The sequence below is a fragment of the Bradyrhizobium sp. LM2.9 genome (assembly GCF_054056555.1).
This window is the reverse complement of sequence record NZ_JBSRYJ010000002.1, coordinates 7,133,503-7,146,587: the sequence shown is the minus strand read 5'-3', so window position 1 is coordinate 7,146,587 and position 13,085 is coordinate 7,133,503. Positions and strand designations below refer to the sequence as shown.

Below are 13,085 nucleotides of genomic sequence, written 5' to 3'. Positions count from 1 at the left end.
TAGAGACCGGAGGCTGCTCGATTGTGACGTGATCAGTTTCGCCCTCCCCGGCGCGGACCTCGGCCGGCGACTTGAACTTCGCACTTGCATAGGTGCCGGGTGGCCCCTGGCGGTGGCGGCGATAATTGCCCGTGCGTTAGGCGTGATACGTTCTTTGGCATTGCCTTCAGCCACGTTTTGTCAGCAAACACCGGCCGGTGCGTCCGCGAGATTGATGGCATGACCATCTTGAGAACGAACAGGAGGAGGCCATTACCTCCTGCCGGGGTTTAATACCGAGCGCCTTCAGGCCAAGCAGGAGCCCAATCGTGCCGCTTGGAACCGCAACGCTACCCTTCGGGCCGACAGCGAAAGCTCATTGGAGCGTCTCAATCGTCGACCGATTGGAAATTCGCTGAGAGTCGGCAATAATGATATCGGGATCCGAAATCGAGATTGCATTCACCGCCTCCGCGTGATCGAGGTGATTCTCTGCGGCTCCAGTGCCGATCACCGCCCAACATGCCTTCCAGCCAGCACCAATCCGGTGGCTCGCGCCTGGCCGGCGGTAATCTGCATGCAGCGGTCCGATCCATCGATGAGATGCAGGTCAAACCGCGGAAGACCGCGGAATGGCTGCTCCGTCACACCCGCCGCATCACATCGAACGAAGGTAAGCCGCGGAAAGCGGCGGCTTAGGTCAGCAACGGCGCTAGTGTCACTGTTAGCTGTCGCAAGTAGGCGTTCGATCTCGATCAATTGTTCTGTGGCGAGCGCCATTGTGGCTCCTATATGACTGCTGTCAAATGAGCATCACTACCAGAACAGCCGCTCGGGATCCGTGTTCAGTTCGTCGATCGCCGAGGCCAGCCGGTGGAAAATTCCGTAAATTTTCCAACTTCCTCGCGCATGATCCTTGAAAAACACCTTCCAGACCCCGCTCACGACATCGTAATGAAATATCGCGACATCGATCTGACCGCCGTCGTAGTCGATTGTGCGTGAGCGGTGGGAACTCTCAATGAGATAGCCAACTTTTACCAGCGTCACACTCGGCGAGACATAGCCATACTGCTTGCGCGAGATCAAGCCACGTTCGATCCGCTTGCGATCTCGCTCGTTCGGATGCTGGATCGCCCCTAGTTTTCTCAACAATCTCTTTGTCAGCATGAAGTTCACGAGCACACCCCTTCAGACAGGCGCCTGATAACACATCACTGATGTGCCGATGACGCAGGTGTTTTGGACTGGACCGACAGCGACACACTGCGTTTCGTCAAAATAGACGATGCATTCGGTGCACTTCTTGGGTTCAATTACGAAGTTTGCAGCCTTCTCGGAGGTTGCAACATTCGGGCATAAGGGTTCACAAGCCGTGGAACTCGTACGTTGCGAGGCGATGATCTTGAATGGCATCGATACAACCTCTTACGCGACCGAGGTCAGCGGTTCTTGCCGCATCGCGGCGTCGCCGCGCTGGACGTGCCGGATCTCGCCGCTCTTGATTTTATGGAGATAGCCCCTGAACCAGCCGATCGCCGATTTCTCGATGGTATCGTGCGCGTATTGATCGACCGGCTCGATCCCAGCATTGATCAGAATGTCTCTTGGGCAGCCACCAATCTTGGCCACGAATACAGCATGGCAGTCGTTGATGGCGCGGATGATGCCCGCAAGCCGATCCTCCTCGCGATATCCGCCCTGGCAGTAAACGTCGACATGACGGTGCCCGACGAGTTTGACGCTGGATGTCGAGAGTTCGTATACCTGGAACTCCCTAGCATGCCCAAAATGCTCATTAATGAGGCCCGAGACTTTGGTTGCGACTGCGGCCAGAAGCTTGACCTCGCTCATTTCGCCAGCGAGTTCCGCTAACTCTTCCTGCCTGGTCGTGATCCTCGCCGCAGGCTCATCCTCAATCTTGGCCTGATAAGCCTTGCGCGTCTCGAGGTCATATTGAACGTCCATGGCCATGACCTTCTCTATGGTGAACTCGCTGCTGCGATCATCTCCGAGCAGGCCGACGGCGTCAGCGCGGCACTGGCGGCAATGCCGCATCATCTTTATCTGACCTTCACAAGCATCCTGCAGCGCCGCCAATTCCTGCGCTGGTCGGGCCTCGCTGGCCTTTGAGCCCGAATGCTGTGCCGTGCTCGGGCGCGGAGATCAGTGGCGTGTTATGCAAGAAGGCGCCGCGCGACTTCGCGCCCTATTGACCTCGATGCGGTGCTGCTCGTTAGTGCCGGGAACCATCACTGAATTGATCTTGCACAGGAAGTCCTCTTCCGTGAACATCTCGAGACCTCGTAATTAGCGAGTGGAGATTCGTTTCGCAGCCCCGATTCCGGTGTAGCGCTTGTGGTTGGGGAAACTCCAAGTATATTTATATATCCTGGCACCGGTTTCGGGATAGATCGTGTCGATGGGTGAGGTGGTCGATTTTGCAGCGGCATATCGCGTCGAGGCAGGTCCAGCCCGTTCGTTGGTAGACACAACTTGATGTCGGGCGCCGCCCTGACAGCGAGTTCAAAAGTCTTGAATGTCGTTTTCGGATCGGCCAAAGCCTCGCCGGGGCCGGCGATACCGAGGATAGTCAGCTGTGGAATTGTCGTGGCGACCGCGACCAGCTTTCTCGCCGCCTGCTCAGGAGTGAGCTTCTCACCAACAACAGCCGGATGCGATTCATTGGCGCAGTCGTACTTGCGATTGCAGTAGTTGCATTGGATATTGCAATCTGGCGCCACCTCGACATGCATGCGAGCGTAATGATGATGAGCTTCTTCGCTATAGCAGGGATGGCTCTTAGCTTTGTCCACGATTTCGGACGGCAGATCGCCCGAGGCAGCCTGTGACCCACAGCGTCCTTTGCCATTGTTCGAAGAGCTCCGGCAACCCTTATATTCGGTGATGACCCGCATCCCGCCGCTATCCTCGGCATCTTTGACATGTTTTCCGCGTCCGGCAACAGCGTTCACATTCAATTCTCCTGGTGGCGACCAGCATGAGGGGCCCCAGAACGAGAGTCAGCAACTCGCGTGCCATCTCGGGGGCGATGGCATTCCCGCCACGTGAATGGGTCAGCTGGAAGTGATCTGCACATTTGTGGCACGCGTCAGAGACAGTTCACTCGTCGCAAATGCGACAGGCGTCGCAATTGCGACGGAGATGATCGTTGCGTTCTCATTGAACTCGCGTGGCATCCTCCCAACCCGCTCGTCGGTGTGCCTCCGGCGGAAAAGGGGGAAGCACAATCGGGCAATCGGCCGCTCGCGGGGAGGCCGTACGACAAAACTCCATGCGCTGAGCGATCCGTTCTGCCGACCGGTCGTCCTGCATCTGACCCCAGGTCAGGATGCCGACATCGCTGCTGCGCCCGATGTTCTGGCGCTCGCGCCACCCATGAGCGCGCTTCTCGCAGACAAAGGGTACGACGGTGACAACCTTCGCGCCGAATCGCTAGACACGGCGCCAAGCCCGTCATTCCCAATAAATCCAACCGTGTCGTCATCCATCGCTTCAACAAACGCGCCTACGAAGGCCGAAATGTCATCGAACGCTGCTTTTGCCGGCTCAAGGACTTCCGGCGCATCGCCACACGATATAACAAGCTCGCCCGGAATTTCTTGGCCGTTGTTCCATCTCGCCGCCCTCGTCGCATATTGGCTCGATTGAGTCTGGACCCTAGCGGACCGGGGCGAGCAGCCCGCTTTGCGCCGCTACTTGGCGATCAATATCTCTATTACGTGCGGGAGCCATATCGCGATCGGTGTCAGGCGTCGCTCGAGCAGAAAGCAGAGTTCGTTGCGCGCGAGTGCTTGCGGAGCGACGATCGCGTAATGGACGCTCAGCCAACCGTTTGGTGATCTGCCGCGAAACTCTGATCATTGAAGCGACAGCCGATCAAGAGCGCGCGGGCAGCACCAAGAAAGTTTCGTGTTGGGCCCGACTGCGGCCATGCCGCCTCTGGTCAATCAGAACCGACGGGCCATCCGCCGGCGGAGATCGTGACAGTCCAGGTTGGCTGCGCCGGCCTCGTTAGCCAGCAGTTACTCCGCGCTTGCGCGGAGGCAACTCAGCCGGTTTGTCGTGCCGACTTGGCGCAGTGGCTTAACTCCCTAGCACAAGCCAAGCTCATGGACCTAAATTGGAGAGAGGTCCCTTGCTTCGGCGCGCCTCAGCCGGCCCTGTCCAGGCTGGCAAGACCCCAGCTCAGTGGTCAGTGCCGTCTTGCCGGTCGAGGTGCCGCCGGCGACTAGAATGTTCTTGCGCGCGCAAACTGCATCCCTCAATGCACCGGCCTGATCCGGCGTCATGATGACGAGTGCGACGTAATCCTCGAGGCTGAACACGGCGACCGCCGGCTTTCCGATCGCAAATGTTGGCGCAGCAACGACCGGCGGCAGGAGCCCCTCAAAGCGCTCCCCCGTCTCGGGCAGCTCGGCAGAAATCCGTGGGCTCCCGGGATGAACCTCGGCACCCGTAGTGAGCCACCACGCGGATGATTCGCACTCCGTCAGAGGGGCATATTTTCTTGCCGGTATACGTAAGGCCGCTCGACAGTCGGTCGATCCACAGTCGGCTATCGGGATTGAGCATCACCTCGACGATCGCCGCATCTTCCAAAAACCCTACGATGGCGGGCCGCAACGCGGTACGCAGCATACGCGCTCCGCGGACGTTCGCTTCTGAATCAAAAGAATGGATCGCCACGATTTGCGCCAAGCTGCTGAGGCCGCTTCGGGCGCCCTCATCTGAAGGCAAATAAAAGACAGGTCGTGTGTTACCGCAACAACGGGAAAATGCCGTTCGTAGTCTAGCGTAGAGAAAGGAACATTCGAAAAGAGCACCGGCTTGACGCGCCAACCCCTCGACGGCGAGGCGAGAAATCAGCAATGACCAATGATCCGGAGCTTACTATTTTCCGCCTCTCCCGGTCGCGGTGTTTGCTCAGGCCCCGTTGCTTCTCCTGAACCACTGTCGCTCCCTCACGTGGGCACGATTGAGCTCCCGCTTTTTGAGGAAGCTCAAACCCGGGATAATGAACCACATCAGCCGGCGGGCTGCCGCAGGCAGTAATGCCGACGCTGGTCTGGTGCACCACCGTGATCGTAATGACCCTGCACCATTCCCCCTGGATACAGGCTGGCCCAGTACTGCACGAGGCTTGCCAACGCAGAATGCAGGCATTCAAAGAGTGATTTCTAATCCGCAATGGCCGAGCTGAGATCTCCGATCTACTTGAGCTGCGCGTGTAGCGAGACATGGTCGAGTTCACCTTCCCACCACGACACAAACACCGCGGCAATACCGTTCCCGATGATGTTGGTAAGCGCGCGCACCTCGCTCATGAACTTGTCGATCGAGAATACGATCGCAATGCCCGGGACGAGGTCAGGACTGACCACCGTCAACGTTGCGGCCAGGGTGACGAACCCGGCACCGGTAACACCACTTGCGCCCTTCGAGGTGAGCATCGCCACAACGAGTATCGTGAGCTGCTGGCTGAAGTCGAGATCGACCCCGAGCGCCTGCGCGATGAACAAGGTCGCCAACGTCATGTAAATGTTGGTCCCATCCAAATTGAAAGAGTATCCTGTCGGCACCACCAGGCCCACGACCGGCTTGGAACAGCCCAGCCGTTCGAGTTTTTCCATCAACTGCGGCAGCGCGCTTTCTGGATGACGACGTTCCGAGCACGATCAACAGCTCATCCTTGATGTAGACGATGAACTTTAGAATAGAAAACCCGACCAAGCGCGCGACCAGGCCAAGCACAATGATCACGAAGAGCCCGGCTGTCACATAGAACAGCGCAACCAATCCGATGAGTTTACCGAGCGCGGACGGTCCGAATTCGCCGATAGTGTAGGCCATGGCGCCGAACGCCCCGATTGGCGCTGCCTTCATTATGATCCTAATGACACCAAACACCGCGTGTGCAGCATCGTCGACCAGACTGCGCATCCGCTCACCCCGCTCGCCAAGCGCCATCAGCGAGAACCCGAATAGGATGGCAAACAGCAACACCTGAAGGACATCGCCTCGAGCCAGAGCGCCAACTACGCTATCCGGAATAATATTGAGGAGGAAATCGACCGCCTTCTGCCCTTCCGCTCTTTTGACGTAGTTGGCTACCGCCGCGGCATCAGCTCTGGGAGCGAGCCCATGGCCGGCCTGAACGAGATTGCCCATCACGAGACCCAAGATCAGCGCGAAAGTTGACACGATCTCGAAGTAAAGCAGCGCCTTGACGCCGACACGGCCGACCTTTCGTGCATCCTGAACATGCGCAATTCCGGACACAACAGTGCAGAAGATGATCGGCGCGATCACCATTTTGATCAGCTTGATGAATCCGTCACCAAGCGCTTTGACCCAGCCGTTCGTCCCTACAGCAGGCCACAACCAGCCAACGAGAACGCCAATCAGGATCGCGATGAGTACCTGGATGTAAAGAACATTGTACCAGGGGCCAGATGGCTGAAACGCGGCGGCGGCTTTGACAGAGCGGCGCTGGCGGTGATTGTACATCACGCTCGACCCGGCGCCGTGGCACCAAAGAGGGGTGACAATGAAGGCACGGCCTCGCTCAGTGTTCCCTTAGCGCGGCGCGCACAGCGCACTGACCGCTCTAAAAAACCCCGTCCGTTGCCACGGTTTGCCGCCTCTCCCGAATGGGCTTGCGGCCAGCGCGAAACAAAGTCCTGAATCCCTTCTGAAACCAGCGGTAAAAACTTGAGAAAGCTTCCTTGAGAGTTGGAATGCATCAACGTCACCACCCATTTCTATTTTTTTTGTTCGAAGATGCCACCAGCATCTTATTAAGAGACCAACTCTAGCAGGCGGCGACCACTCTTGACCTGGACAGGCATTCTCGCCCCCGTCGCGCCAGAGCGCGACGTACCTTGAATTAACATTCACCGCAGAACACTTGTGGTGGTGCGGCTTGCCTGCGTTCACCCGCTCACTCGTGCTATCTTCACTTTAGGTGAATGCCCCGGCGTTCCCAAAGGCATCGACTTCGATCGCAAAACCGCAAGGGCCGAGAAGACATGGCAAGCAGCATTGCTCACGCTGCCTCCCTTCGCGATTCCGGTTCCGGCTTTTCGGAAGCTTTGTTTTGCGGTCTCGCACAACACTCCTCCTAAGAGAGCTTCTCGCCCCTGTAGCTCGCTAAGGTCTGGAGGGAGCGCTGCACTCCCTTCCGTTTCGCTTCATCCGGGATGGGCGCTGCATCCAGCCATTTCAGCGTCACCTCGAGCAATTCGATCGCGCGATCCTTTTCACCAGTCTCGTAATAGTACTGAGCAACCGGCCCGTACGAGAGGAACTTCGCGACCTCGCTGCCTTGGGGCGGATTCGCCGCCAGGATGTGTTCGCAGAGGTCCTTGCCCATGGCAAAGCGGTCGGCATGTGGAAAACCGGAGTAGTCTTTGGCGGGGTCGAAGAGTTGGCGGATGGCCACGTACATCCAAACCACGCATTTCTTGCCGATTGCGTCGCGAACCAATTCGCGCAATACCGCCAGGCCGGCCGGCATGTCCCGTATCTTGTAAAGCAACAATTCCGCATGAAGCCCACGGAGCTCGACTTCGTCCGGCCTCGCAGCGAGTGCCTCCTCAACAGCTGAAACGGCTGCCGCCCAATCCTTGCTATTCATGGCGGCTCTAAGTCTGGCAAAGATCGGCTCCACCAGCGCTCGTTCGCGCTTTACGCGTTGACCCGTGTTTATCCTCTCCGCATCCAGGGCTTTGGCTTCGTCGCTCCCTGCCCAGGAGCCGTTCAGAACTTTCGGCAACACGTTGTCGAGTTTCGTCGGATCGCCGATAAAGGCCAAGCGGCCATCACGATCGACCACGAACGACGACGGAATTCCGACAGAAAAGCTGGGATCCATCCAAAGCTTGTTCATTTCGCCGGCGTAGTCGAATGCGATCGGGAAGTTCAGATTTGGCAAGCTCTTCGTCAGCCAAGCGTCCAAGCTGGCTCGCGCCTCATCTGCCGTCGAAGCTTGTTCGCTAGCCGCGATGCCCACCACCTCAACTCCGTTGCTCCTGTATTTGCCTTGCAGACTCACCAACTTCGGCATCGAGGCGATACATGGTCCGCACCACGTCGCCCAAAAGTCGATGATGTATACTTTCCCAGGTTCGAACTTCGTAACGGGCTGGCCACGTAGCCAGTCCTCAACTTTGATGGAGGGAGCCGGCGAACCGACTCTCAGCACGTTCTCCGCACCGACTTGACTCGCGCTCTCAGTCACACTGGTCATTGCTCAATCACCTTTACCTGGCCCTACGGAGAACAAGAGCAAGCCGCATGCCAGCCAGCACTCATTGATATTACGCATTCTACGTATCATTCCTGTCGACCTTGCGACGCATGTCGCATATCCGACCAGCTGTTTGGAGCTTCTCAGGCAATCAGTAGGCCGGCGACCGGACGATCTTGACGCGCCTGTAGACCGACGAGGGGAAGTCATGCAGAAGGCCGAGTTCACCACTCCACGTCTTGATCGGTTTCCAGGATAACCATTTGAGCGGTCGGGATTACAACGTGAACTGACCTGCTTTGGCCTGTCGACTTGCGCTTGACGGCGATCTCAGATTTCCAATTCAACTCTTTGAACGAAGGGGCGATGAACCAAACTAGGGCGACCAGCTGCAGCACAACATTGATACTGAACGCCGTCTGATAGGCGATTGAGGGGTAGTGTCCGTCCTTTGCCGGCCACTGCTCGAGAATTACCCCCGTCCCGTACTGGACGAGGAAAGCCCACCCGAAATGCAGAACGTTGAGCACGCCGTTTGCGCGCGCGATCAGTTGGGCCGGAAAGTAATCTCCGATGATCGCGTAGCTGAGGACGATTGCTGATCCGACCACCGCCACAACGATCCACGACGGTAGCGACGGGAATGGCGGATGCAATATCAGCGCGAGTTCGGCTGCAATGAACACAGCAGCTATGATTGCGAGCAACCTTTCAATGTTCTTGCCATGCCGGCGCAGCGAATCGGCGACCACGCCGAGCAGCAACGCGCCAATGCTTAGGGCTATCGCCATGACGAGCAATTGTGTGACAAGGCTTGTTCGATCCAAGCCTTCCACATCGCTCAGCCAGGACGCTGCCCACAAGGACTGCAGGGCCCACGCCGACCCGATACATGTTGAAGAGATCGGCGCAATTCTCCAGAACCGCCCATCCGTATAGACGGTCTTCAGGCTGACTGTCCCTGGAGGGCTCTTCGCAGTTGCCTCATGCTCTGGAACCAAAAAATAAATCGAAGCGGCCGCGGAGGCACTGGATGCGGCAAGCAGCTCAAATAGACCGCGCCACCCTATCCAGTTAAGCAATGCCTCGGCTGGTGCGGTTGCCGTTACTGCGCCCAGCGCACCCAGCATGATCATACAGCCGTTGATGAGCGCCACGCGCTCTCTCGGAAACCAGAGCACGACTGTTTTCAGGCCAGACATGAGGGAAGCTGCGGTGCCGAATGCAATCATCGCGCGAGCAACCAGAAGCGACAGAAATCCACTCGATAATCCGAAAAGCGCAGCGCCTGCGGCAGCCAGCAGCAAGAGCGCACACTGGACTCGGCGCGGACCGAAGCGATCCAAGAGCATGCCCATCGGAATCTGGCTGCCGGTAACAACCAGAAAGTAGATCGAGCCCAACAGCCCCAAATCGGCCATGCCAAGCTCCAAATCAGAGGCGAGGCGGCCAGAAATGAGCGTGTTGATCATCCGAAACAGGTAGGAAAGATAATATCCCGCGGCAAAGGGAAGGAACACGCAAGAGATGATCCGCCAGCTCCAACGCCGGTTGAGCTTCTCGCCTGATATCAGCCCAGCGGCATCGCTGCGCGTGTTGCTCGAAGCGCGGCCACTGGCTTTAACACAAGGCGTTTGGCAGCTGTCGAAAGTGGATATTGCTGCCGCCCTCCTCGGCGACAGCACCCGCGTCTGAGTTTTCACCTACGACCGCCACACAGTGGGGTTCTTCTTCAACTGGCGCTCGTGGAACGGCGCGTGACGCTCCGCCGCCCATTTCAGGCCCGGATCCGGTGGAATTTCCCGAGCTATCAATTGCCTCCTGCAGCAAGGGCCGGCCAAACCGTACGCGGCGCTCGACCTGCTCGGCAAAAGCCTTGAAGCGCTCGAGCCCGAGTACGCACGCCTCGTCCTGCTTGGATGGCGGCATTGGCGGCGTCAGCGTGAGGTGGTATCGCACATGGAGAGCCACTATTTCCGCGATCGTCGCAATGTCCGTCCGCAGACTGATCACCTGCTCACTCGTTCGCTCGATCGCCTCGTAAACAAGACCCTCTATAGGCGGCGCCGGATCCAGGAAGCGCTCAAGAGCCGCCTCGACGACGACGCTCTTGCCCATACCACAGCGGTCAGTCGCGGCTTGGAGTCGCCGGAAAATGCACTCAGAAAGTTGAATTGTTATCTTTTTGGTCTGCTGAGCTTCGCTTGGACTCGGCTGCGCGTCCACCTCAGCTTCATTCCGACTTGAGCTCCGTTCTTCCCGGCGCCCGCCGCTAATCTGCATACTCCAGCTTCCTTCTCTCTGCGACCGCACACCGCCCGCGCTTGCACGCGCGTGGTCTGGATGTTCGGTCGAAACAACGGATGAATCGCTCTGCGATGACGCATGACAAAAAGGCCGAGACCGCATGTCGCTTCAACCGCGGGGACGTTCTGGTCGCAGTCTGGCGTACCGAAAGAAAGAAACGGCGGATTCCTAAAGACCAGCGCCAGAGTCGTAGCCTCTTGTCCCTCTAGACAGTCAGGTCGCCGACAGACGCGCGATTTCGCGGACGGTACGTGCACGCTTACTTGAAATCGACAAAGTTATCGATCCAAAGAGAGGCGCAGGCGCAATCTAGACGACGCCCTCGCGCCCTCGAGGTCGCGAACGACCCGCGCGGACGCACCGGCCTTATTCCCTGTGGGGTGATGCGTCTCATAAGAAGCGCACCAGCTCATGCGCGCGACCAAAAACACCTGCGCCTCACCGATTTCCGGCATGCATCACCAACGTGCGATAGGACGTACAACCGTTCGCGTGCCGCGCGTTGAGCCCGGCCCCACGGCCGTTGAAACGTATCTGCTGGCCCGGTGCGACCACTCACTTGTCAGGAGGCCTCAGGGGAAGTGTCGGCCGCACTGGGCGGGCGGGTGGATCGCGCAGCGGGTCCCCCTCTATGGCTGCAAACGTAGCGCTCGTTGTGCCCGTCCTCGCCAGCCAGGAGATTCATCGGTCCCCCGCAGTCCGGGCATCGCTCCGGATCCGATGGAGGACTGACATGTGAATTGCCCCTGCCGACGGCGATCTTACTTGCGCCAGATCGGCTGCTACAGGCTCGTCGCAGAACATTCTGCGAAAGGCCCAACCTGCTCGCCGGGCTTGACGTCGGAGCCGCCGATGTACTTAAATGCAAATCTTGGTGGCGTTGAGTGAGGGCACATCATGGATGGCGAGTTCTACAGGAGCTTTGCACAGCGGGCCCGCGATCAGGCCGACCCGTTCACGCGAAAGCGGCTTCTGGTGCTCGCCGAGAAATACAATGCTAAGCTGGGGAAACCTTCGCCGGCCAGCCGCAATCTCCAACGCACGCTGCCGCTGCCCCGCACCGCGCCAACCGTGAGCGCCTTCTCCGATGCTGGCGAAGCTTGACGAAGAGCGCTGGCAGCGACGTCGACTGCGCCGCCTGCAGCGGCAGCAAGCATCACCGCTCCAAGGCGCTGGATTTTCCAAGGTCGATGCGCGAACTACACCGGGAAAGGATGCGCACCCAAACCGGAGTGAGCATGCGGGATGGCACCCGTCGACTGCCCTCACCGCATTTCGGAAGGACTGTGGTCGCCACACCTTGCCGGTGGAGGCATTCAGGAAACGGACCGAGGAGCATGCCGGCCAAACGACCGGCAGATGAGTATCGGGACCGATCTGCTCCAGTCCCGTCAGCAGTTGCTGCACGTTCATGCCCGTGCCCGGGCACCTGAAAAGTACTGATTGCTCCATACGCCCAGCATAGGCCTGGATACTGCGCCCTGAAACTGCGGTTGTTTACTGAGAGCGTGCCGGCGCCTTCCAGAGCACCGTGCGGCGACAGTTATGAATCTTCATCGCGTCTGCAGGCCGGGTCCAGGACACAGTTTTTCGTACTCCTTTGGCCCAGTTCTCGAGCCGCGGGCTGGGTCCGGATCGTTGAGCGCAAGCGTGGGCACCTTCTCGGCGAGTGATCTGGTTTTGTCGTCCTCCATAAAATTCCTAATCCGAATGGGGCGCTCGTGTTGCGCAGGATGCTGGATGCCCTTGCATGGAGATCACCGTAGCTTGAGTGCGCGTTCACCTTCAGCCGCCAGCTTCCCCGGCGAGGATCGCCCGGACCTGATCTCTCCGCCGTTTGGGGCCGCTCGGAAAGACCTGCCGTGACGAGCCGTCTCGAGCTGACGATGTGGTCTCCCGATATGAGCGGATCCTCATCGAGGCAACATCCAGATCTCAAGGCGGCGCGCTGCAAGGATGCCATCGACAGCCACGTCGATGCCGGTGATGTAGGATGCGTCGCCGAAAGCGAGGAAGCTCACGCGCCGCGATCTTCCGTGGCTTACCGAAGTGTTTCGCGGCTATCTGCTCCAGCAGGACCGTTCCGCGGTCTTGCACGCTGGCCTCGGAAATGCCGATCTTCCTAAACGGCGGGCTTTCGGTGACGCCCGAGCTCTCGGCGTTTACCCGAGCGCTTCGGCGGATCAGTTGGGTGCCAAGGGCTCGCGTCATGTTGCACAGTGCGGCCTTGGATGCCGATACAACCAATGTTCCCGCGATTTCGACCTGATCGGACGAAGACGCCGTGAAGACGATCGCGTTTATATTGCGCGCGAGAGGCGGCGCGTTCTGAACATTGAAATAGGATCTAGGGAAATCGACTCTCATGACGTCAAAGCTGTGCTGCGTTGTTTCCGCGAGCGAGCCGAGTTTCACTATTTCGGCATTGGCATCGAAATAAGCTATAATGGTTTTGCGCATTCCTTCGAAGCGGGATAGCCGGCGCGACAAGCGCCAATAGTCAAGCCTCGTTGTCCGGATAGCTGCG

8 protein-coding genes and 5 pseudogenes are annotated in these 13,085 nt (G+C 58.5%); 2 read left to right on the top strand and 11 right to left on the bottom strand.

The annotated features are described in order from the left end of the window. Window positions 1–166 precede the first annotated feature (166 nt). The 5 genes and pseudogenes from ACVWW3_RS36385 to nifB all read right to left on the bottom strand — a co-directional run. Window positions 167–334: pseudogene (locus ACVWW3_RS36385) on the bottom strand (DegT/DnrJ/EryC1/StrS family aminotransferase); the annotation flags it as partial. Between the two features lie 155 nt (window positions 335–489). After that, entirely contained in the window at window positions 490–759 is a 270-nt protein-coding gene (locus ACVWW3_RS36380; RefSeq protein WP_456651495.1) for a hypothetical protein, read from the bottom strand. A gap of 36 nt (window positions 760–795) precedes the next feature. After that, a complete protein-coding gene (locus ACVWW3_RS36375) occupies window positions 796–1,149 on the bottom strand; it encodes a DUF3024 domain-containing protein (protein WP_456652111.1) in 354 nt (117 codons plus the stop codon). Between the two features lie 21 nt (window positions 1,150–1,170). Next, the gene (locus tag ACVWW3_RS36370; protein WP_456651496.1) at window positions 1,171–1,395 is read right to left on the bottom strand and encodes a ferredoxin; all 225 of its coding nucleotides are present in this window, start codon (window positions 1,393–1,395) and stop codon (window positions 1,171–1,173) included. A 12-nt stretch (window positions 1,396–1,407) separates the two neighbouring features. Next, window positions 1,408–2,897 (bottom strand): annotated as a pseudogene (gene nifB / locus ACVWW3_RS36365) (nitrogenase cofactor biosynthesis protein NifB). A 290-nt stretch (window positions 2,898–3,187) separates the two neighbouring features. Between nifB and ACVWW3_RS36360 the strand changes: the two are divergent. Beyond that, window positions 3,188–3,651: pseudogene (locus tag ACVWW3_RS36360) on the top strand (IS5 family transposase); the annotation flags it as partial. A gap of 533 nt (window positions 3,652–4,184) precedes the next feature. Here the strand turns inward: ACVWW3_RS36360 and ACVWW3_RS36355 are convergent. From ACVWW3_RS36355 to ACVWW3_RS36335, 5 genes and pseudogenes are all read right to left on the bottom strand, one after another. Next, window positions 4,185–4,641 (bottom strand): annotated as a pseudogene (locus ACVWW3_RS36355) (P-type conjugative transfer ATPase TrbB); the annotation flags it as partial. Between the two features lie 572 nt (window positions 4,642–5,213). Beyond that, window positions 5,214–6,510, bottom strand: a pseudogene (gene dctA, locus ACVWW3_RS36350) (C4-dicarboxylate transporter DctA). 613 nt (window positions 6,511–7,123) lie between these two features. Continuing rightward, a complete protein-coding gene (locus ACVWW3_RS36345) occupies window positions 7,124–8,251 on the bottom strand; it encodes a TlpA family protein disulfide reductase (RefSeq protein WP_456651498.1) in 1,128 nt (375 codons plus the stop codon). Between the two features lie 224 nt (window positions 8,252–8,475). Next, entirely contained in the window at window positions 8,476–9,954 is a 1,479-nt protein-coding gene (locus ACVWW3_RS36340; RefSeq protein ID WP_456651499.1) for an MFS transporter, read from the bottom strand. Then, window positions 9,872–10,477, bottom strand: coding sequence for a hypothetical protein (locus ACVWW3_RS36335; protein WP_456672322.1), 606 nt, complete (start codon window positions 10,475–10,477; stop codon window positions 9,872–9,874). The genes ACVWW3_RS36340 and ACVWW3_RS36335 overlap by 83 nt, the downstream gene beginning before the upstream one ends. Window positions 10,478–11,455: 978 nt before the next feature. On the opposite strand from ACVWW3_RS36335, the gene ACVWW3_RS36330 reads away from it, so the two are divergent. Beyond that, entirely contained in the window at window positions 11,456–11,662 is a 207-nt protein-coding gene (locus ACVWW3_RS36330; RefSeq protein ID WP_456651501.1) for a hypothetical protein, read from the top strand. Window positions 11,663–12,493: 831 nt separating this feature from the next. Here the strand turns inward: ACVWW3_RS36330 and ACVWW3_RS36325 are convergent. After that, the gene (locus tag ACVWW3_RS36325; protein WP_456651502.1) at window positions 12,494–13,018 is read right to left on the bottom strand and encodes an SDR family oxidoreductase; all 525 of its coding nucleotides are present in this window, start codon (window positions 13,016–13,018) and stop codon (window positions 12,494–12,496) included. Window positions 13,019–13,085: the final 67 nt, after the last annotated feature.

Bases quoted from the DNA above. Each gene is read 5' to 3' on its own strand.
- ACVWW3_RS36370 (WP_456651496.1), bottom strand. From the start codon at position 1,395: ATGCCATTCAAGATCATCGCCTCGCAACGTACGAGTTCCACGGCTTGT.
- ACVWW3_RS36380 (WP_456651495.1), bottom strand. From the start codon at position 759: ATGGCGCTCGCCACAGAACAATTGATCGAGATCGAACGCCTACTTGCG.
- ACVWW3_RS36375 (WP_456652111.1), bottom strand. From the start codon at position 1,149: ATGCTGACAAAGAGATTGTTGAGAAAACTAGGGGCGATCCAGCATCCG.
- ACVWW3_RS36330 (WP_456651501.1), top strand. From the start codon at position 11,456: ATGGATGGCGAGTTCTACAGGAGCTTTGCACAGCGGGCCCGCGATCAG.
- ACVWW3_RS36325 (WP_456651502.1), bottom strand. From the start codon at position 13,018: ATGCGCAAAACCATTATAGCTTATTTCGATGCCAATGCCGAAATAGTG.
- ACVWW3_RS36345 (WP_456651498.1), bottom strand. From the start codon at position 8,251: ATGACCAGTGTGACTGAGAGCGCGAGTCAAGTCGGTGCGGAGAACGTG.